Below are 22,854 nucleotides of genomic sequence, written 5' to 3'. Positions count from 1 at the left end.
TTTCATTTTAATTATTAAACAGTTTTGATTTTTTCGCTATAATTATTTATTAACAAGCTTTTGGTGTTAAAGCATTATTTACCTCATCTCGTTTGTAGTAAACTAGATTACCAATACTGTAAGCGATAAGAATTTTTTTCTTGTTCCAACTGTATAATGTCGTAAATGAAACTCCAAGCATTTTAGCCACTTCATTGCGACTAATCCACTCAGCTGGTTGCTTTGGTTGGAATTGTTTTTTGAATTGTTCTAGCTCCTTTTTAACACCTTCTAAGATTGTTTCAGTAAGCTTTTCTTCTGTAATTTGGATTAATTGCACCATAATAAATTTGTTTTTAAATTTCTATGGTGCAAATGTGATTGGGGTCAAAAAAAGGGTCGCGTATTTGCGACCCTTTTATAAAACTATTTTATTATAAACGCTGTATATCAACGTCTTACACTATTCTTAGCGTTTTGAGATATATTAATATTTTTACTTTATTGAATCTATATCTATTTTATTTCTAAACAGAAACTCATCAATTTTTTCTTCAATTAGAGTCTCACGGACTTTGTTTTTTTCTTTATCTTTTAGCTTATATGTATTATCCAATAATTTTCTAGCATTATCAATACTACAGTCCATAATTAATGCTAATAGTTTATTTTTTTCTTTTTTAAGAGTTTTAGAATCTGTCACCAATTTATTAATTCCAAATCTTTTTATTAGAGCATATCTTTCTAAAAGACTAAAAGAGGGTAAGTTTGATTTATCTATAACTTCTTCATCAAGTTTATCAAAATCACTTTTCTCATTTTTAACAGGAATGAGGTTTAAATAGACTTCCTTTTTTTCTTTTGAAAATTGAATGTAATAACCAAGTTCTAATATTTTACTAGATATAAAATCTAACTTTTTACTTGTGTTAATGTTGAAGAATTCTTTTTCGTCTTGGTTTAAAAACTGGAAATAGCCTATAAATAACATATCATCTCTATCTATTCCTGATGAATAAATAGTGTTATTTTTTCGGTTCTTAGTATTTATTTTTAAATAATATTCATATTCAAATTTTAGAAAATCTAACTCTTCAGAGTTCTTGAATTTTTCTAAATAAGCTTCGAGTAAATTGGGGTAATATAATTCGTATACTTTTAGAGAAGAGTTATGCCAAAATCTATTTGTTTTCTCACAATATTCGTAAATACTAATTACATCTTCAGTTAATGAATCCGTACATTTACCATTTTTATAAACTAACTCTTCAAATTCTTTCTTTAAGCTAGTATTATTTATATGCTCTGGCTGGCATATTTTATCTGCTAAAAAATAAAATCTCTTTTCCATTTTACTAGACAAAACAACAGCTCCGTTAATTAAAGCAATATAGCCATCATAATGCTCCATTTCCTCCCCTTCTTCACCAGTCTTTTCATCAATAATTCTAAGATAATCTCTATCATTATCCGATAATAAACTAGTAAAACTTACGTCATTAATAAATTTCTTCTTTTTCTTCTTGCTCATAGCAATCTATTTTAATCAATTTGTGACTAAAATAGACTAAACAATATGAATGAGCAATTATTTATGTTAAGACTTATGAGAAAAACTTATGTTTTGATATTTTTTCAGCTCTTTCTAAATCATCAACTTTAATATATGAATAGAATACTTTTTCTGTACTATGACCACTTATAGCCATAATGTCAATTGTTGGCATACCACTTTTATAAGCATTTGTACAAAAAGACCTTCTACCAGTATGATTAGTTATTAGCTCATATTTTTTATATTCATTTTTGGTTTTTATACCGCCTTTAGTTATTCCTTTTTGAACAAACTCATCAATTTTAGCTAATTCACCAATTTCTTTTAAACAATAATTGATGTGTTGTTCTGGCATTGCTTGCGGAGGTTCACCATCATTTTTATTTAATATTGCCTTTAGCATTGTATTAATAGGTATAGTTAAACTCTTTGAGTTTTTTTGAGTTACTAATGAAATGTAGTTAATACCATTATCAGAAATAATGTTTTTTGATGTTAATTTATTGAAATCTGAAACTCTCAAACCAGTATTAGCTGATATTAAAAATAAATCTCTAGCATTATCTAATTTATTTGCAGTCAATAAAAATCCGCTTTCTGTTTTTTTAGGCTTAAATTCAGAAAAATTTAAATCAAAAATATTTTGAAGCTCATCTGTATTTAAATAGATATTATAAGTTTCTTCACTTGGTTTTATGAACCAACTTTTTTTAAAATCCATGTTGTTGTGAAAACCTTTTTCAAAACTAGCATTCATTATGGTTTTTAAAATCCTTATATGAGTTCCAATATAATTTAAGGAGTATTCATGGTCATTCATATATTTTATAAATAAGGTATAAAAATCATTATTTATGCTATTGTATTTTAACGTTAAAATAGTGTCATTAAATTTTTGAAATATATTTAAAGAATTTTTAAGTGTTTTAGTAGTGTTTTTATTCATTGGTTTTCTTGTGGTAGGTAAAGATGCTTTTTGATAATACTTAATATACCATTTGAAAAATGGTAGTAATTCCATTTTTTCTGATTTCACCTCATCGGTTGGTTTTGATTTATTTAAAAAAGTATCTAATTCATTTTTTAATATATCATTATCGATATTTTCACCACTTGTTAGTAATCCTGTATGCAATTTTTCTACAAAACCTCTAATTTCGTTCAGCCTATTGTTTACTTCATTTTTATATACCTCAGCTGTTACATTTTTTATTCGAAATTTTTCATCGTCCCAATTTTTTGCATCTAAAATTTGCAAACCAGTTGAATAACGCAACCTCTTGTTAGTGCCGTAATTGAAAAATAATTGAATTGAAGCTGATTTGCTTTTTCCTTTTCTTAAAACGTAAGTTAGCTTGGCCATTTTTATATATCTTTGATATAAAGATAATTAAAAAGTGACACATAAAATAATATTTGAGTCACTAAATGTGTCACTTTTTAATTTACTTAGGTTTATTTAAAGTTACTTAACATTGTGTATGTATTTACATAAACCTTATAAAATATGTAATCTAAACAATACATTACTATACAGATGAGGTTGTTTGGTGAAATGAGTGAATAGTTATTTGTAGCTCTGGTGGAGCTACTTTATGCTTAAACAAATTTATAAAGTATATTTTTAGGTATAAATTTTTTGAATAGCAGTTACAACTATAGCTGTTGACCATCCCAACATAATAACCCCATTGGCAGCTTCAAAAGCACCAAGCAACCTATCTGCATTACTTAAAATAATATCTCCATAACCAAGAGTTGTATAAGTAATTAATGAAAAGTAAAATGCTTCTTCAAAAGTTTTAAAAGCATCAATAATTAAATATGTAAATGCCCAAATAACACCTTCAATAATGGTTGCAAATATGGTTATTAATACAATTGAATTAATATATATAATTCTAAGAAAAGAGCCTTTAAATTTGTGTTTTTGATGAATAAATGACAACACAACCTTGGTAGTAGTTGCATGTACAAAACTTGTGCTAATTATTAAAATAAGACCAATTAAAATATTATTCCACATTATCCAAAAATAAGTATTTTATAATTTATTATGCATTTTTTTAATTTGTGATTTTTATAATTATTTTTTAGACTTAATTATAAAAAAATAAATAAACTATAAAAAAGATGAAATTAATCTTGAAACAGCATACTTCAATCTGTTAAAAACATTGATATTACCCCAATCTTCTTTTTTTATTTCACAACAATTTTCTAAATCTGAAATGTAACTTTGCTCTAAATTAGCTGCAAATAATTTTCCGTAAATTACAGACATAATCTCAAAATTAAGGTCAAAACTTCTAATATCCATATTGGCTGTTCCAACCACACTAACCAAACCATCAGCTACTACTGTTTTGGCATGAATAAAGCCTTTTTTATACAAATATATTTTAACACCTGCATTTAACAAATCGTTGAAATAAAATTTAGATGCGGCTCCAACAATTGCTGAATCGGACTTTTCTGGAACCATTAAACGCACATCAACACCCGAAATAGCCGCTTGTTTTAAAGCATCCATAATACTTTCATTTGGTATAAAATATGGATTTGTTATGTATAATTTTTCTTTAGCAAGCGAAAATATTCGAAAATAACTAAGCATAATATTAGACATTGGATAAATAGGTCCACCAGCTACAACCTGACCCAAAGCCCTAATATCTTCATTTTCTATTAATTCAATAGTAGGAAATAAAGCTTTAGAATAAGCCAATTTTTCCAATTGAGCGGTATTCCAACTCACTATAAAATGCCTTTGTAAATTATGTACCAATAAGCCCGTAAATTTTACATGGGTATCTCGCCAATAAAGTCCGGTATCAATTGAATTATCATACCTATCTGAAATATTGATACCACCTACAAAACCAATTTTTCCATCAACAATAATAATTTTTCGGTGGTCTCTGTGGTTGATGCGATTAGCAAATTTAGCCAGTTTAACTTTTATTTTTGGGTAAATTTCAACACCACCGTTTTTAAGTTCTTTTACAATATTTTTTTTAATTCCCTTACTTGCATAATCATCATAAAGCACCCTAACCTTCAAACCGCTAGCTGCTTTTTTTAATAAAAGATCTTTAATTTTATTTCCTACAATATCATTTTCCCAATCGTAGTATTCCATATGAATAAAATGTTGGGCAGTTGCTATGGATTTTAGTACTTCAGGAAATTTTTCTTCACCATTAATTAAAAGTTTGAAATTATTTTCGCTTAAATTCTCTTGAAAAAGACCTTTCAAAAAATGTACCAGTGGTTGAAAATGAAGAATTTCATCAACACTTTTTTCAATTAACTTTTCAGTATTATCAACATCTTTATTTTTGTATGATAAATCAAAATCAGTTTGTGAATTTACACCAATTGAAGTTGTACGTTTATGCCTGTAATTAATTCCAAATGAGTAATATAGCAAAATTCCTAAAAAAGGAACTAGCATAATAAGCATTAAATAAGCCAATGTTTTTGGCGTAGAATAAGTGTCTAATAAAACCTTGAAAATAGTGTATATTAAAATACATAAATATATAGTAATAAATGCTATTTCCATATTTTAGTATTGGGTTTAATTAATCCTCATCGTAAACCATTTCAACATCATCTACAATTAATTCACTTCCTATGGCGCCGGCAAAATTAGCACCATCGTAGCTAGATGATGCAACAAAGGTAATGTGTGTTGGCAAAACAAATTGTGCCGAATCTTGGCTTACATAAACACCATCAACAGGTTTCATGTAATCTGGAAATGAACTGTCTAATTCTCCATAATTAAAAGGTATTTCAACAGTATTAAACTCTGAAGTGTCATCACTGCTTCTTAACCAAGCTGTACCCAATCTTTGTATTTTTCCGCTAAATCTTACTTCTAACAAAGCATAAATATCCAACATATCTGGGTAAGGTAATACATCTCCTTGTTTATTTTTATTTACAGCACCTGGTGAAAATTTATATTTCAACCTTAATTTAGCAGGCCTTCCAACAAATGGAATTCCAAAATCAATAGCTGCCTGCGGATTTGAAGGATCAATTTTATCTGAATCAAATTTCCCTGTAAATATTGAACCTGCAGAAATTGGCGCGCCAAAAGTACCAGCTAATTTACCATTGTCTAAAGTTTCTAATTTAGCTCCATAATTTCCGTTTCCAAAATCAAAAGGAGTTGTAGCTAATTTATTTAAAATTTGAGTACCTGGATTTCCAGTACCCCAAACGGTAGTATTTGCATCTGCGCCTGGCTCATAATAACCCGAACCCGTTTTATACCATAAATTAAAATCGCTATTATCTATTTGTGGTGTTACTGAAGCCACAAATGACGTAACTGTCCAGTTGTAAACACTACCGTCTTCTGCAACAACTTGAATTTGCGCAGGCTCATTTAAATCTAAAACATCTCCTACTTTTTTATCTGATGTAGAAAATGATGATAGATTTATACTTTGAATGGTGATAGTTGATAGATCTACGCCACCCGGAATTTCAATTTCAACTGATAAATTTTTAGTATCTATCACGGCATTTTTTGCCTGATTACTTACAACAAGTTCTTTAATATTGCCATAGCTTGAGTAGCCAAAATAACTTTCTTTTACACAAGAAGACACTGTAATAACCAACAACAGAATTAGTATTCTTTTAATCATAATTTATTTTTTATGCATTTTTGAACCAAAATAATAACCCAACCCAAGATGTAGCGATAAAACATCAATACTTAAGTCTACTTGTTGCCTAACTTGCCTTGATGGAGGTTCGTTATTATCGGTCGACTTAGAGACCGATAATTCATAGCCCAAAACATCTAACTGAACTTCAAAACAAAAGTTTTCCATTACAAAAAAGGTAACACCCGGACTAAGACCCAGCCTTAAATTATAATCTGTGGCATACGTTTTATCAACTTCGTCAATATTTTTAATATTTCTAACCAACGTATTTCCTCTTCCGTAGGTTACGCCTAATTGAGCAAAAAAGCTAAATCTTTCGTTTTTTGTTAAAGGAATAGAAGAACGAAAATTTGGTGTAATTTCAAAACCTCTTGTAATGCTATTTGAATATAATGAGTCTGGTGATTTAAATATATTACCTTCAAATTTTTTCTCAAAATATTCTAAATCAAGGCCAACCATTGCATAATCTCCTAAATAGTAACCTCCTTTTAGTGAAACATTAAAATTTACACGATCACCATCAAGTACTTGTTGAACTAAATAATCTGTATTTTCAATATTTTTACTGTCGAGTGAAAATGCCAAACCGAGGTAAACATTTCTTTTAGCAAACGGACTAAAATCTTGATTGTAATAAGTTGATAAAAATTCGTAGGGCGAAGGTTTTTCTTCTTTTTGAGCAAATGAACTTATTGAGTATAAGCCAATAATTGAACAAATTAAAAATAATTGATATTTCATAAATTTTAATTTAAAAAATTACACCACTTATTTTTAAAGTGATTTAACCTTTTTCGTTTAACAAATTTGCCAACTAAAATTACGCTAATTGGTCAGTAAAAATATTCATTATAATTTAACTGACCAACAAATATTTAACAATCAAATTAAACACAGTAACTTTAAAACAACTATTGCAATTTAAATTAGACTTTTTTACTTCAACAATAAATTTTATGGTAATTTTTAAAATTCATAAAACACTGATAATCTTATAATTATTTTTATTTTTAATAAAATTTCAAAAATAATTTTTAAAAAATGCAACCTTTTAAAATTAATACTGTCTTTAGTTAAAATTGAAATTGGGAATTTTTAATAATCAATTAACGAATCCAAATTAATTGGAAACAAATTTATTAATACATAAAGAACTTGTTGAAAAAAGCAAGAAAGGCGATAGAAATGCACAGTTTCAATTGTATAAACTTTATGTAAATGCTATGTACAACGTATGCATGCGTTTGGTAGGTTCAAAAGAAGATGCTGAAGATATTTTGCAAGATAGTTTTGTAAAAGCATTTAAAAATTTACACAGTTTTAGATACGAAAGCACTTTTGGATCTTGGTTAAAAAAAATAGTGGTAAACAAGAGTATCAATTTTTTAAAATTGAAAAAAATCCCAATTACTGCAATTGAAAATCACGAATATTATTTAACCAACGAACCTACACAAAACTTTGAAGAACAGGATATTAAAAAAATAAAAAAAGGAATTGATTTACTGCCTAACGGATTTAAACAAATAATTACTTTGTATTTAATTGAAGGCTACGATCACGCTGAAATTGGAGAAATTTTAGAAATAACAACCTCCACATCAAAATCGCAGTATCACCGTGCAAAAAAGAAATTAATTGAAATTATAAACACACTATAATGGACAATTTTGAAAAACATATTATAAAAAACAAACAGCAGTTTGAGGATTATACTCCAGATGCTTCAAAAATGTGGGCGGCAATTTCAAACGAATTGGATAAAGAAAAACCAAAAGCTATACCTCTTTGGAAAAATTCAAAATTCAAAATTGCAGCAAGTATTGTACTTATTTTAGGCATTTTTAGCATTGTTGGTTTGGGCTTTAAAAACACACCAAACAAGTTTTCAAATCAAGAATTACAAGAAATAGACATGCATTACCAAAGCTTGGTTTCGTATCAGGTTCAATTGGTTAAAAACAACACACATTTATCTTCAACAGATAAAGAAGAATTTTTATCGTTTATGGTTGAACTAGATCAAGAATATGAGCTATTGAAATTAGAATTGGATGAAAATTTAGACAACGAACTTATTTTAGAAGCCATAATTACCAATTATAAAAAACGTATTGAATTGATTGAAAACTTATTACACCAAATTAACAATTCAAAAACTACAACCAATAAAGATGAATACATTTTATAAAAATACAGCAGCACTATTACTAATTTTATTAAGCAGCTTGGCTATTAAAGCCCAAGAAGCTGTTGCAAAAAAAATAGTAAAAAGTTATTCGCTAACCCAGCAAGGCGATTTAACAATTGACTCAAAATATGGTGATATTGTAGTTAATGGCTGGGATAAAGACAGTATTGTTATTACGGCCAATATTAAAGTAACCGACAAAAAATTGGAGAATGCAAAAGATTTATTAAAACGCATTCAGCCACAAATAAAAATTGTTGGTAATTTGGCTACAATCACTTCAGAAATTACAGCTAAAAATGAAAGTTTTATTGCTAATTATTTCAACAAAAACAATCCACTAGATTTTGATAAAACCAATGTTCAAATCAATTACACCATTTATTTACCTAAAACCTGTTCGCTAAATATTACCAATAAATTTGGAGATATTATTTTAGAAAATTTTAGCGGAAGATTGGTCACAAATTTACAGCACGGAGATATGTGGATAAATCAAGATTTAACCAATGCAAGTGTTGATTTAAAATATGGAAAATTAAAAACAAAATCAATTGCTTATGCGTATATCGACCTAAAAAATGCAGCACTTGATATGGAAACTTCACAAAATTTGATATTAAATAGTAGCGGATCTACTGTTGATATTTTAAAAATTATTTCGTTTGAAATTATTTCGAATAAAGACAAAATAAACATTTCATCAGTTGAAGAAATACGTGGAAAAATAGCATTTTCAGATGTAAAAATAAATTCACTTGACAATGAAATTAACCTAAATATGAAAATTACAGATTTTAAAGTTTCTAACATTAACAAACCTGAAGCTTTTGTACATATTGATCAGGAATCATCAGATATAAACATCAATATTACAGGACTCGCATTTAAGTTTAAAGCCAATTTAGAACAAGGTGTTTTGCGCATTCCAAAATCGTTTCAAAATATCAAAACAGTGATGATTAACAATGATTTAAAATTAAGAGAAATTAACGCTACCTATGGCAAAAAACCTACCGGAAAATTTTCAATAACAGGAAAAAAAGGAACCATTTTATTATTAGATAATACATTATAAAAAACATAAAAATTCAAAAAAAATGAAACAATTAAAATTTTTACTAACACTAAGTTTTATGGCCATTTTATCGAGCCAATTAAAAGCACAAGATAGTGCAGACAATTATATTGAATTTAACGACAGACAAAACGTGGTAAATGGCGTATACCTTGGATTAAATTTTGGTTATGGCGAAATGGATGGCAAAAGCACTTACTTTGGTGGCGCAAAAATAGCCTACGTTGCCAACAGACAATTTGAAGTCGGTTTTTCAGGTATAGGTTTTTATTCTGAACAAAACTCAAAAGGTTTGTTATCTAGCAACGATATTTTTGGAGGCTACGGAGGTTTGCATTTAGAACCTATCTTTTTTGGACCTTCAAAATGGAGTCTTTCTATTCCAATGTTAGTTGGTGGTGGCGCAGCTGCTTATGCAAATAAAGATTTGGATGAAATTATTGACAATGGATATGGTAAAATTGAAGACTGGAAACCGTTTTTTGTATTTGAACCAGGTATTAGTGTGCAATATAATATTTCACGCTATTTCCAATTTGAAATGGGTGTAAAATACCGCCTATCTAGTGAGTTTGAATTGTACCCAGAAAGCATCACCAACATTAACGGTTTTACAGGTGGTATAGGTATAAAAATGGGAATTTTTAATATGGGTAAAAATAGCTAAAAAAATTTATTATGAAAAAGAACACAATTGACACATTACATGTTTATTCAAAAGAAAATCAGGTTTTTATTAAAAACAAACAGCAACTTTCTTCAATAAAAAAAATCGAAAAAAACAATTTAGAAACGTGGAGTCCAATTAATTTTCAATGGATTCCTATTGTAAAACTTCAAGAAAAATTTAAACAATAAAATCATGAAAAAATTAATAATTTTTGGCTTTTTAAGTACAATAATATTCACTTCATGCCAAAATGATATTGTTGGAGAAGGCCCAATAATAACCGAAGAAATAACAATTGATAATTTTAATGGAATTGGAACTTACGGAGACGACCGGGTAATTATTTCATATGGTGAAACACAAAAAATAACCGTTACAGGTCACGCAAATATTATAGATAAACTTCAAAAAAATATATATGAAGGCACTTGGGATATTGTATTAAAAGATGGCAATTATAAAAACGCCCAACTAACTGTAAATATCATAACACCACTGTTAAATTCTGTTGAACTACAAGGCTCTGGAAGTGTGGATATTGCAAATTTTAAAAGTGATGAAAATGTAGCTATTTCAATTTACGGATCAGGATATATTGAATTAAATGGCAATACTGGGTGTAAAAATTTAGACATAACTATGGAAAGTTCTGGCGCAATTTACAGCACAAACAATTTTGAAGATTTAATCAATTTAAACATTGAAATTGAGGGTTCTGCACAATTTAATGGCTTCCCTATTACATCAACCAATAGCAAAATTGATATAAGTGGCAGCGGCACTTGCAATGTTACTGCTCAAACTTTATTAGATGTAAAAATTACCGAATCTGGCATTGTAAATTACAAAGGCAACCCTACTATAAAAACCAATATTACTGGATCAGGAAAAATCAATAATTTTAACGATTAACCTTTTTTGAAATTTTTAAAAATTTCACAGCTACACAATTAAACGATTAAACAATTATATAGTTTTTATTTTGCGTAATTTTGCGCAAAATTTAGAGTGAATGAACTACGTATCGGTTGAAAATATTTCAAAATCTTTTGGAGAATTAGAACTTTTTAGCAACATTTCTTTTGGAATTAACAAAGACCAAAAAATTGCATTAATTGCTAAAAACGGAACAGGAAAAACTTCCTTATTAAATATTATGGCTGGACATGACAGTCCAAATTCTGGTCAAATAATTTCTCGTAAAGGATTGAAAATAGAGTATTTATCTCAAGAAGATTCACTTGATGACGAATTAACCATTGAGCAATCAATTTTTAATTCGGACAACGAAACATTGAAAGTTATTGAGGAATATGAACACGCATTAAACAATCCAGAAGACGAAAAAGCCTATCAGGTTGCTTTTGAAAAAATGGAAAGATTCAATGCCTGGGATTTTGAAACGCAATACAAACAAATTTTATTTAAATTAAAGTTAGAAGATTTAACCCAAAAAGTAGGCTCCCTTTCTGGTGGGCAACGCAAGCGCTTAAGTTTGGCTGTAATTTTAATTCATAAACCCGATTTATTAATTTTAGACGAGCCTACCAACCACCTTGATTTAGAGATGATTGAATGGTTGGAAGACTATTTTAAAAAAGAAAAAATCACCTTATTTATGGTTACACATGACCGCTTTTTTTTAGAGCGTGTTTGTAATGAAATTGTAGAAATGGACAATGGTGGTTTTTATACCTATAAAGGAAATTATTCTAATTATTTAGAAAAAAAAGAAGCCAGAATTGAACAGGAACAAGCCAGTGTTGATAAAGCTAAAAACCTGTTTAATAAAGAATTAGAGTGGATGCGCCGCCAACCAAAAGCACGTACTACCAAATCTAAAAGTAGAATTGACGATTTTTATAAAATTAAAGAAGCTGCCCATAAACGCAGAAATGATCACCAAGTTCAGTTAGAAATTAACATGGAACGTATGGGTTCTAAAATTTTAGAATTGCATAAAATTTCAAAATCTTTTGGCGATTTAACAATTTTAGACAAGTTTGAATACAACTTTTTACGTGGTGAGCGCATTGGAATTATTGGAAAAAACGGAACAGGAAAATCTTCGTTTTTAAATATAATTACAGGAGGAATTCCGGTGGATTCTGGTAAAGTAGTGGTTGGTGAAACTATAAAATTTGGCTATTACACCCAAGATGGAATCAACCCAAAACCAGGGCAAAAAGTAATTGAAATTATCAAGGAATACGGTGAACAAATTCCGCTTACCAAAGGAAGAAGTATTTCTGCAGCACAACTATTAGAACGCTTTTTATTCAGCAGAAAAAGACAATACGATTTTGTTGAAAAATTAAGTGGTGGAGAGCGAAAAAGACTGTATTTATGTACCGTTTTAATTCAAAATCCTAACTTTTTAATTTTAGATGAACCTACCAACGATTTGGATATCATTACTTTAAATGTACTAGAAAGTTTCTTGTTAGATTTTCCGGGATGTTTATTGGTGGTTTCGCATGACCGTTACTTTATGGATAAAATTGTAGACCACTTATTTGTATTTAGAGGCGATGGTGAAGTCGAAGATTTTCCTGGTAATTATTCTGATTTTAGAGCTTATGAAGATTCTAAACCTAAAGAAGAACCTGTTGAAGTTAAAAAAATTGAAACTAAAACAGTTGCACCCACAAATAAAGCCGCTTTAACCTACAAAGAAAAGAAAGAACTTGAAGGAATTGATGGTGAAATAGAAGCGCTTGGAAATCAAAAATCAGCAATTGAAGCTCAGTTTTTAGATGCCTCTTTATCTGGTGAAGAAATCAATAATTTGTCTATAAAATTACAGGAAATTAGCAATCAAATCGAAAGTAAGGAAGAACGCTGGTTAGAATTATTGTCTAAATTAGAAGACTAGTTTTAAATACCTTTAGCTGCTTGTTAACTTAAATTTTAATACCTATTTACCAATATGAACCGTTTGTATAAATTTTTATTTGTTGCCTTATTACTTTCTCAATTTTCCAACGCACAATCTTCGGGTGTTTCACTTTTTAATGGAAATGATTTAAAAGGATGGTATGCTTTTGAACCAAAGAGCGGAAAACATACCGATGCTTCTGAACTTTTTTCAGTTGAAGACCAAATGATTAGATTGTATGGTAAAAAAACAGGATACTTAATGTCTGAAAAATCATACCGTAATTTTAAGTTAACTGTTGAATTTAAGTGGAATATAGACAGCACTTTTACCCGAAAAAGCGACAAACCAAATAGCGGTGTTATGTATTTAATTCCTGCTGATTCTCCTGATATGTTATGGCCTAAAGGAATTCAGTTTCAAATAAAAAAAGATGCAACAGGAGATTTTATTTTATTAAATGAAGTTACTCTTGAAATAAAAGGCGAAAAAACAGTTCCAGGAAAAAGCGTAGTTGCCAATAGATTTAAAGATGCCGCTAATTCAATAGGCGAATGGAATACAATTGTTATTACTTCAAAAAACGGAAAAATTAAACAACAACTTAACGGTAAACTGGTTAATAAAGGCAAAAAATCTTCTGTACAAGAAGGTAGAATTTTATTACAATACGAAGGTTTTCCTATCGATTTTAGAAAAGTTGAAATTAAAACCTTAAAATAAAAGCGTCAGTTACCAAAAAAAAATTGCCCTATTCGCTGTCTACTTCTCTAATTAAATACATGTAAACAGGGTAATGGTCACTGTAGCCACCAGTAAAATTTCCACCTGCAAAACTTCTAAAAGGATATCCTTTGTATTTGCCGGTTTGGGTTGTTAAATAAGGCGGATTAAATACTTTAACCTTGTATAATTTATACGAATCATACGTGTTATTTTGGGTTAAAAAAGTTGATGATACCATCATTTGATCAAAAAAATTGATATTATCTCTGTAGGCTAATGTGTTTTCGCCTCGTTTAAACATTTGTTCTGTTGGGTTGTAAATATCACCTTCAACAACATTATTTTTATCGCCTTTGGTTTTTAAAACCTCTTTTAAACTTTTGTTTATTGGGTCGTCATTTAAATCGCCCATAATTATAATTTTAGCGTTTGAATCGTTTTCGCGTATTTTTTTAATTATTTCAGTGTTTAAATAAGCCGCTTTTTCTCTTTTAGCACTGCTAACTTCCTCTCCACCTCTTCGTGATGGCCAGTGATTTACAATAATATGTATCAATTCTCCATTTAAATATCCCGAAACCAATAATTGATCTCTTGTGTAATTTCGCATACCATTTTCATCCCACAAACGCAATTCAAAAGTTTCATGACTTATAGGATTAAAAAAAGCGGGCTGATATAAAAAACCAACATCTATACCTCGTAAATCTGGAGAATCGTAATGAATAATCTCGTAATTTTTGTCCTTCAAAAAATCGGTATGCACCAAATCTTCCAATACTTTTCTGTTTTCAACTTCAGCAACACCTAAAATTACAGGGCTGTTATTTGCATCTTCAAAGCCAATTTCAGAAATTACTTTAGCCATATTGTTCAATTTTTGAAGATAAACTTCCTCTCTATTTTCAATAATTGCCATTATTGGACTCGCCTCATCATCGGTTAAAGTATCATTTTCCGTATCAAAAAGATTTTCTAAATTGTAAAAAGCAACTGTTCTAATTTCATATTTATTTTGAGAAAATGCAGTATTTACTCCTAAAAACAGTACAACAAGAATTATTATTTTTTTCATCAACCTTAATTTTTTAAAAGAAAAACTAAAGTACTAACAAAGTTTTAAATTAAACCAAATAAAATCTATTTATCCAAAACAAACCTTCATTTTTCATACACTATAATAAAAATTAAAAAAACATAAAGTGATAAAAATCAGTTTATTGCATTAAAATGTTTTTTAATATTGAACTGCCCAAAAAGTTTCTAATTCTAATTGCTATGAATAAAAAACAACTATTTTTTGTGGCATTCTTGCTATGCTCATTGTTTACGAGTTTCCATAATTACAGTCAAACTACATTGTCTGAAGGAGATATTGCCATTATTGGCATAGACACTTCTGCAGAAGATTTTATGTTTGTTACTTTTGTACCACTAAGTGCAGGTACTCAAATCTATTTTACCGATGAATCTGCTGTTGGCACTTATTTTATTGGAGAAGGTGAAGGCACTGTTTTGTATACTGCTCCTATGGGTGGTGTTGAAGCTGGATCGGTAATTTCGTATAAAACAAACGCCTTAGATTTTAGCATTACTACTGATGGTGCTATTGAATTAGCCGATGCTGGCGATGGTATTATAGCTTATCAAGGAACTTCAGTAGGGTCTGTTACTACTTTTTTACATGCTATTGGAAAATCATTGTCAGAAATAGGTACATTTCCTAATGGATTTTCTAATTATGTTGTAATTGGAGGTGTTAATGGCGAATATTACAACATCAGATCTGGAGCTACTGCTTCTACCTATTTAACCAATATAAATAACAGTGCAAATTGGTCTACAAGTGGCGAAAGTTCGTTACCATTTAATCTTTCACCTTTTAGTTTTGAAACACAAACCACAAACAATTGCGCCAACCCATTTATTTCTGAATATGTTGAAGGAAGCTCTTACAATAAATACATTGAAATTTTTAACCCAACCAATAGCCCTATTTTACTAACAGACAATTACTTTGTTCAAATCTACTCAAACGGAAGCAATTCATATACAAAGATTGCTTTAATAGGTACAATAGCACCTTTCGATACTTTTGTAATTGCGCATAATAAAGCTGTTTTATTGGGTTCAGTACAACAAAAAAGTAGCTCACTAGATTTTAATGGTAACGATGCTGTTGCCTTGGCAAATACTATAAATATTATTGATTTGATTGGCAGTATTGAAGATGATTCAAATTTTGCAAATGATATTGGATTAAAAAGAAAAAGCAACATCAACAATTCAACTGTAAATTATGATACTTCTGAATGGGATATTTTAATCAAAGATGACGTTTCAAACTTAAGAGAACACCTCAGCGATTGTGGGTTGGTTTGCCCTTTAGAAAATGCAACCACTTGGAATGGTTTTAGCTGGAGCAATGGCTCTCCAAACACAAATACAACGGCTATTTTAAATGCAGATTACAATACTTTTACAAATGGCAATTTTACAAGTTGTAGTCTTATTGTAAACGCAAATGTGCTGCTCACAATTGCCAATTCAACGTATCTTGAAATTGAAAACAATGTTTTTACAAATGGTACCATTTTGGTTGAAAATCAGGGTTCATTTGTCCAAAATACTTCATCACAAATTTTTAAGCTAAATTCTACCGGAAATGCCATTGTTCAAAAAACAACAGCACCTATAAACGCCTGGTACGAATATACGTATTGGAGCAGTCCTGTTGCTAATGAAACCATTGAAACTGCTTTGGCTGGTGCGCCTTCAAACCGAAGATTTTGGTTTAATGCACAAAATTATTTGGATAAAACTGCTGAAACTGGAAATAACAATGTCACAATTGCAGGACAAGATGATATTGATGATGACGGCAACGATTGGCAAACTTGTATCGCAACAGCTACAATGATTCCTGGTGTTGGCTATGCCGCAACACAATCTTCAGCTACATTTACAGGTTTGGGCTCGCAATACAATTATACTTTTACAGGTAAATTTAACAATGGCACCATTGCGGTTCCTGTTTATAGAAACGATTGCGAACTTTTAGACACCAACTGGAATTTTATTGGGAACCCCTACCCTTGCGCAATTGATGTTGATGCTTTTTTTAATGAAAACGTATATGATCTTAATGCCAATGGTACCCTTGAAGGTGCTATTTATTTATGGTCACAAAATACAGCGCCATCTTCTTCTGCAAACGGAAATGAACAATCCAATTTTTCACAATCAGATTATGCCATTATCAACGGAATTGGCGCAACCGCAGCGCAATATTCAGGAGGCAAAAGCGTAATTCCTAATCGGTTTATCCCATCATGTCAAGGATTTTTTGTGGCTTTAAACAACAATGCAAATGTTACTGAAGTTGCTGGAACAATTAAAAAAGGAGCAGTTATTTTTAACAATTCAATGAGGGTTGTTGCTAACAATGACCAGTTTTTTAAAACTACACAAAAATCGAAAAGCAATACAAATTACAATAAAATATGGTTAGACCTTACTGCAGGTAATGGCGTTTTTAGTCAAATTTTAGTAGGCTATGTAAATGGCGCTTCAAACAGATTGGACAATTCATTTTTTGATGCTGTTCGAAATATTTCTTCAGGAAATGCAATTAATTTTTACTCATTTGCTGAAGAAAATAGTAAGAAATTAGCCATTCAAGGAAAAGCAGCTTCAACATTAACTGTTGATGAAAAAATTCAATTAGGAATTGAAACTACATTACCTAATTCAACAAAATACAATATTGCAATTGCAAAAATTGAAGGTGATTTTTTAAGTAAAAACAACATTTATTTAGAAGACAATTTACTTGGAATTACACATAATTTATCCGAATCTAATTATGAATTTTGTTTAGAAACAGGAACTTTTAACAACAGATTCAACCTTGTTTTTTCACAAAAAACCTTATCAATTTCAAATGAAGAAATTAGCGACACCAACTTGTCAATTATTCAATTAGAAAATGGGACTTTCAAAATTTCAGTAAATCCAAATACAAGTATTTCAACCATTGAAATTATAGATACCGCTGGAAGAATTTTAACCACAAAACAGGGCTGTACCTCAAATGAAATTTATGAATTTTCAACTATAAATACACCTGTTTTTTTAGCACGAGTCACCACTTTAAACGGACAAAAATTGACGAAAAAAGCCATTGATAAAAGGTACTAATAATCTGAAAAAGTAAATTGTTAATGAAAAAAGTACTATTTATTGCGATCTTTTATTTGAGTTTTTTCCAAATAACTTTAGCACAATCAACACTTCAAGGAAAAATAGTTGATGCCTACACAGAAAATCCAATTGCAAATGTTTCTGTAAAAATCAATGGAACAAATCTTGAAATTAAAACCAATTCAGAAGGAATTTTTGAATTTCAAAACCTAACAACTGGTAGTTATTTATTAATTGCAACTATTAAAAATTATCAGCCTAAAAACATTCCTTTTGCAATTTTTGAAAATCAAAACACCGATTTAGGCATTGTTTACTTAGAAGCCACTATTCCTGAATTTGAAGATAAAAGTATTATTTTATTAACCGATGATGATTTATCTGATGACAACGATCAAAATTCGACATATGTTTCGGGTGTTTTTCAATCTTCAAAAGATATTTATTTAAAAGCTGCTGCCTATAATTTTAGTCAGGCTTGGTTTAAAGTTCGCGGTTACGATTCCAGTCAGGGAACCATTTCAATAAACGGTGTTGAAATGAATAAATTGTACGATGGGCGTCCGCAATGGAGCAATTGGGGCGGCTTAAATGATGCTTTTAGAAACCAGCAATTTACAACCGGAATTGCACCAGCTTCTTACACTTTTGGAGGTGTTTTAGGAACCACAAATTTTAGTGTTCGCGCATCCGACCATCAACCCGGAGCAAAGGCTTCTTTGGCTTCAACCAACAAAAGTTATAACGGCAGAATGATGATGACTTACGCAACAGGATTTACCAAAAACAACTGGGCTTTTGTAGGCTCGGGTTCATACAGAGCATCACAAAATGGTTACAATGATGGCACCACTTACAACGCTTGGTCGGGCTATTTTTCAGCTGAAAAAAAATTAAATCAGAAACATAGTTTCAATTTCACTGCTTTAACAGCTTACAATAAAAGAGGAAAATCTTCAGCAAATACCCAAGAAGTTTACGATTTAAAAGGCTACAAATACAACTCATATTGGGGCGAACAAAAAGGTGATAACCGAAACGCTCGAATGAAAGAAATTATGGAACCCATGGTTTTATTAAGTCATTATTATAACAACAATAAAACTTCAATAATTACCACTTTAGCATATCAATTTGGACATATTGGCAACAGTAGATTAGGCTATTTTAATGCGCCAAATCCAGACCCAACTTACTGGAAATATTTACCAAGTTATTACTTGCGTTTTAAAGACAATTTAGACTATTCAAACGCGTATTTATCTGAACAAAATTTTAAAAATAACGGTCAAATAAATTGGTCAAATTTATATCAGGTAAATGCAGACAAAGGCAACGCTTTGTATTATTTATATGAAGACAGGGTTGAAGATTCTCAATTATCATTTAATGCTATTTTAAACACCAACCTCAACAACAATTTTAATTTAAATGCAGGTATTTATTATCAAAATTTAAATTCAAAAAATTATGCAAATATGCTCGATTTACTGGGTGGAAACGGTTTTTTAGATTTAGACCAATACGCACTGGGAGATGCCAAACAAAACGACTTAAACAACCCCAATAAAATGGTAAATGTTGGTCAAGATTTTCAATACAATTACACCATAAAAGCATCGGTTTTTGAAGCTTTTGCACAGTTGCAACATGTTGGTAAAAAAGTAGATTATTTTGCTTCATTTAACATTAACAACACCAGCTATCAGCGTGAAGGATTGTATAAAAATGGTACTTACCCAACAAATTCTTTTGGCAAAAGTGAGCAAAAATATTTTTTAAATATCAGCGCAAAAGGTGGTTTGACTTATAAATTTTCGGGGCGACATTTGGCGAGTTTAAATGCAGGATATTTCTCAAATCCGCCTAACATTAGAAATACGTTTTCAAACTCACGAGTTAACAGTAATTACACACCAAATTTAACCAGTGAAAAAATTATAACAGGAGATTTGACTTATATGTACAGAGCTCCAAAATTTCAAGGAAGAATTACAGGTTATTACACAAAATTTTCAAATGCTATTGAAACTTCTTTTCTTTTTGCTGAAGGTTTGCAAGGTGATGAAGCCGATTTTGTAAACGAAATTGTTACAGGAATTGAAAAATTAAACCGCGGTGTTGAGCTAAGTGCTATGTACCAAATAAATTCGCTTATAAGTATTTTGGCTGCTGGATCGTTTGGACAATTTACCTACAATAACAATCCCAATTTGTATTTAGCATCTGATAATTTTGTGGATTCAAATGCTGATTTTGGCACCTCCTATTTAAAAAATTATCGAGTATCAGGAACACCTCAACAAGGTTATTCGTTGGGTTTTGAATACCGAGACCCAAAGTTTTGGTGGTTTCAAATAAATGGCAATTTACTAACCAACAATTATTTAGATATTTCGCCACTACTTAGAACCAATAATTTTTATTTAGATGCTGATGGGATTCCTTTTGTTGATGATGAAACAGGTGTTGAGATAACTCAAAATCAAGTAGATAATTTATTGCATCAAGAAAAATTTGATGCTGTTTTTTTACTGAATATCGTTGGCGGAAAATCGTGGTTAAAACAGCATAAATACTTTGGCTTTTTTATTGGAATTAACAATGTTTTAGGCGAAATATATAAAACTGGCGGTTTTGAGCAACCCAGAAATGCCAATTACTCAGAATTAAAACAAGACAAACAATTAAATACGCCACTTTTTGGACCAAAATATTGGTACGGCAATGGCGCATCCTATTATATTAATTTTTATGTCAGAATTTAAAATATTGAATATGAAAAAGTTTAAAATATTAAAAATATACCTGTGTTTGTTACTTTTTTCGGCTTGTGTAAAAGACACTGATTTTGCAAGTCCACAAATAACATGTAATGAACCCGAAATTACAGTTACAAACACCCTTCAACAAGTAAAAGAAATGTACAAATACGGTGGTGCAACCGTTATTGAAACTGATGTAATTATTGAAGGTTATGTGGTTTCTAATGATGAAATGGGCAATATTTATAAAACCATTTCCATACAAGACAAACCCGAAAACCCAACTGCAGCCATAAAAATTGCTATTGACCAAAGCGATTTGTACACCAAATACAATGTGGGACGAAAAATATTTATAAAATTAAAAGGTCTTGCCATTGGCTATAGTTATGGAAGTTTACAAATTGGCAAAGCCGTTGGAACAGAAATGGATAGAATTCCTTCAACAGAAATCAATAATTACATTGTTCGCTCTTGTGAAGTCGCAAAAATTACACCCAAAATTGTAAACTTTAACGAATTAAATGATTCGCTATTAGAAATGCTCATTAGCATTGAAAATGTACAATTCAATGATATTGAACTGGGTAAAACATACGGAAATTTAAACAATACCCAAACTGTTGATCGGCTGCTAAATATTTTTTCGAACAATTGTGATTTAAGCGGAAATGTGATTTTAAGAAATAGTGGTTATGCCGATTTTAAAAATGAATTATTACCCGAAGGCAAAGGTACCATTACCGCTATTTTTAGCAATTATTACGACAATTTTCAATTGTATATTAGAGATCCTAAAGACCTGAATTTTACAGAACCACGTTGTGATTATTCAAATTTATTACCAACCATTTCATTGGTTGATGTGCGTAAAATGTATGAAGGTAATATGGTTGAATTTGGCGTTGACACCAATTATATAGTTGAAGGTTTTGTGATTTCAAGTGATGAACACCAAAATTTTGAGCACAAACTCGTTATTCAGGATGCCATTGAAAACCCAACAGCAGGTATACAACTATTAATAGATAAAGAAGCCATTTTTGAAACCTACCCAATTGGCTCCAAAGTTTTAATCAATTTAAATAAGTTATATATGACTGAAGATGACGGTGTTTTAACTATCGGTTTTCCGAAGAAAACAGCAATTACTGAAGTTACTTCAGAAAAAATACCCGAATTTATTTACAAAACAGATCAGTTTTATTCAATAATACCAAAAGAAATTTCGATTTCAGAAACTTCAAACAAAAACCTGGAAAGCACCTTGGTTAAAGTAGTAGATGTACAATTAACAGAAAATGAATTAAGCAAATCTTACACCTTTTTTAGTGGCGAAAATGACGGAATTAGAACATTGGAAACCTGTAACGAAGCTCTAAAATTAAGCGTTTTTACCAATGGAAAAGCAACATTTGCCAATGATTTATTTCCCAAAGGTCACGGTTCAATTACAGGCGTTTTAAGTTCTAATTTAGAAATTAGAAAAATTGATGATGTAGCATTTACCGATCCATTTGAAGTTTGCAAAGTTTTTGTTCCAAAAATAATGATTACTGAAATTGCCGATCCTAAAAACAATGTCTCTGCACGATTTGTTGAATTGTACAATGCCGGTGAAAGCAGTGTTAGTTTAAATGGTTGGAAATTGAACAAATATTTAAATGGTTCAACAAGCGTTTCGAGCAATCCGGTTGGTTTAGATGGAATTCATATTTCAGCTGGTGGTTTTGCCATTATTGCAAATACCGATTTTGAAACTGTTTTTAATATGGCGCCTAATATTGTAAGCACTTATATTTCGGGCAATGGTGATGATGTTTATGAATTAGTAGATAATACAGGAAAAACCATTGATATTTTTGGTATTATTGGCCAAGATGGCAATGCAACAAATTGGGAATATTTAGATGGTGGTGCAGTTAGAAATACATGGATAAACAATCCGTCTAATTTATTTAATAATAGCGAATGGATTATTTATTCGAGTGCAACAAATAATTTGATTTCGAACCCAAATTCGCCGAAAAATGCGCCTTTAGATTACAATCCAAATTATAGATAGTGTAATTTTTAGCATATAAATATTAAAATATTATATTTCAATATACGTAT

Annotated in this window: 19 protein-coding genes; 11 read left to right on the top strand and 8 right to left on the bottom strand. The window is 30.1% G+C overall.

Annotated features, from left to right (window positions below):
- Positions 1-49 precede the first annotated feature (49 nt).
- The 7 genes from EC396_RS00815 to EC396_RS00785 all read right to left on the bottom strand — a co-directional run bounded on the left by EC396_RS00815 (position 50) and on the right by EC396_RS00785 (position 6,969).
- The gene (locus EC396_RS00815; RefSeq protein ID WP_129364797.1) at positions 50-322 is read right to left on the bottom strand and encodes a helix-turn-helix domain-containing protein; all 273 of its coding nucleotides are present in this window, start codon (positions 320-322) and stop codon (positions 50-52) included.
- Between the two features lie 153 nt (positions 323-475).
- Entirely contained in the window at positions 476-1,510 is a 1,035-nt protein-coding gene (locus tag EC396_RS00810; RefSeq protein ID WP_129364796.1) for a hypothetical protein, read from the bottom strand.
- 73 nt (positions 1,511-1,583) lie between these two features.
- Entirely contained in the window at positions 1,584-2,897 is a 1,314-nt protein-coding gene (locus EC396_RS00805) for a tyrosine-type recombinase/integrase (RefSeq protein ID WP_129364795.1), read from the bottom strand.
- A 261-nt stretch (positions 2,898-3,158) separates the two neighbouring features.
- Entirely contained in the window at positions 3,159-3,560 is a 402-nt protein-coding gene (locus tag EC396_RS00800) for a potassium channel family protein (RefSeq protein WP_129364794.1), read from the bottom strand.
- Positions 3,561-3,656: 96 nt separating this feature from the next.
- Positions 3,657-5,102 (bottom strand): cardiolipin synthase, encoded by a 1,446-nt coding sequence (gene cls / locus EC396_RS00795; protein ID WP_129364793.1) that lies wholly within the window; start codon positions 5,100-5,102, stop codon positions 3,657-3,659.
- A gap of 19 nt (positions 5,103-5,121) precedes the next feature.
- Entirely contained in the window at positions 5,122-6,201 is a 1,080-nt protein-coding gene (locus EC396_RS00790; protein ID WP_129364792.1) for a PCMD domain-containing protein, read from the bottom strand.
- A gap of 3 nt (positions 6,202-6,204) precedes the next feature.
- Positions 6,205-6,969 (bottom strand): outer membrane beta-barrel protein, encoded by a 765-nt coding sequence (locus EC396_RS00785; RefSeq protein WP_129364791.1) that lies wholly within the window; start codon positions 6,967-6,969, stop codon positions 6,205-6,207.
- Between the two features lie 383 nt (positions 6,970-7,352).
- Between EC396_RS00785 and EC396_RS00780 the strand changes: the two genes are divergently transcribed.
- The 8 genes from EC396_RS00780 (at position 7,353) to EC396_RS00745 (ending at position 13,768) form a co-directional block, all read left to right on the top strand.
- On the top strand, positions 7,353-7,889 hold the full coding sequence (locus EC396_RS00780; protein WP_240665604.1) for an RNA polymerase sigma factor: 537 nt from the start codon (positions 7,353-7,355) through the stop codon (positions 7,887-7,889).
- Positions 7,889-8,419, top strand: a complete 531-nt coding sequence (locus tag EC396_RS00775) for a hypothetical protein (protein WP_129364790.1) — start codon at positions 7,889-7,891, stop codon at positions 8,417-8,419. Before EC396_RS00780 ends, EC396_RS00775 begins: the two co-directional genes overlap by 1 nt.
- Positions 8,403-9,497: a hypothetical protein gene (locus EC396_RS00770; RefSeq protein WP_129364789.1), complete on the top strand. Its 1,095-nt coding sequence runs from the start codon at positions 8,403-8,405 to the stop codon at positions 9,495-9,497. Before EC396_RS00775 ends, EC396_RS00770 begins: the two co-directional genes overlap by 17 nt.
- A 22-nt stretch (positions 9,498-9,519) precedes the next feature.
- Positions 9,520-10,164, top strand: coding sequence for a hypothetical protein (locus EC396_RS00765; protein ID WP_129364788.1), 645 nt, complete (start codon positions 9,520-9,522; stop codon positions 10,162-10,164).
- A gap of 11 nt (positions 10,165-10,175) precedes the next feature.
- The gene (locus tag EC396_RS00760; RefSeq protein ID WP_129364787.1) at positions 10,176-10,355 is read left to right on the top strand and encodes a hypothetical protein; all 180 of its coding nucleotides are present in this window, start codon (positions 10,176-10,178) and stop codon (positions 10,353-10,355) included.
- Positions 10,356-10,359: 4 nt separating this feature from the next.
- Positions 10,360-11,079 carry a GIN domain-containing protein gene (locus EC396_RS00755; RefSeq protein WP_129364786.1) on the top strand — a complete coding sequence of 240 codons (720 nt, stop codon included), beginning with the start codon at positions 10,360-10,362 and terminating at the stop codon, positions 11,077-11,079.
- Positions 11,080-11,179: 100 nt separating this feature from the next.
- Positions 11,180-13,042, top strand: coding sequence for an ABC-F family ATP-binding cassette domain-containing protein (locus EC396_RS00750; protein WP_129364785.1), 1,863 nt, complete (start codon positions 11,180-11,182; stop codon positions 13,040-13,042).
- 54 nt (positions 13,043-13,096) lie between these two features.
- Positions 13,097-13,768, top strand: coding sequence for a DUF1080 domain-containing protein (locus EC396_RS00745; RefSeq protein ID WP_129364784.1), 672 nt, complete (start codon positions 13,097-13,099; stop codon positions 13,766-13,768).
- Between the two features lie 28 nt (positions 13,769-13,796).
- Here the strand turns inward: EC396_RS00745 and EC396_RS00740 are convergent, their stop codons facing one another.
- Complete coding sequence (locus EC396_RS00740; protein WP_205757890.1) at positions 13,797-14,846, bottom strand: endonuclease/exonuclease/phosphatase family protein; 1,050 nt, start codon at positions 14,844-14,846, stop codon at positions 13,797-13,799.
- A gap of 203 nt (positions 14,847-15,049) precedes the next feature.
- On the opposite strand from EC396_RS00740, the gene EC396_RS00735 reads away from it, so the two are divergent.
- The 3 genes from EC396_RS00735 to EC396_RS00725 are packed head-to-tail and all read left to right on the top strand — an operon-like array spanning position 15,050 to position 22,804.
- A complete protein-coding gene (locus EC396_RS00735) occupies positions 15,050-17,971 on the top strand; it encodes a lamin tail domain-containing protein (RefSeq protein ID WP_164975174.1) in 2,922 nt (973 codons plus the stop codon).
- A 23-nt stretch (positions 17,972-17,994) separates the two neighbouring features.
- A complete protein-coding gene (locus tag EC396_RS00730) occupies positions 17,995-20,742 on the top strand; it encodes a carboxypeptidase regulatory-like domain-containing protein (protein ID WP_129364781.1) in 2,748 nt (915 codons plus the stop codon).
- Between the two features lie 10 nt (positions 20,743-20,752).
- Positions 20,753-22,804: a DUF5689 domain-containing protein gene (locus EC396_RS00725; RefSeq protein ID WP_164975173.1), complete on the top strand. Its 2,052-nt coding sequence runs from the start codon at positions 20,753-20,755 to the stop codon at positions 22,802-22,804.
- Positions 22,805-22,854: the final 50 nt, after the last annotated feature.

Origin of the sequence: Lutibacter sp. HS1-25 (assembly GCF_004121075.1) — a bacterium.
Taxonomy (GTDB): domain Bacteria; phylum Bacteroidota; class Bacteroidia; order Flavobacteriales; family Flavobacteriaceae; genus Lutibacter.
This window is presented reverse-complemented; position numbering and strand designations above follow the sequence as displayed.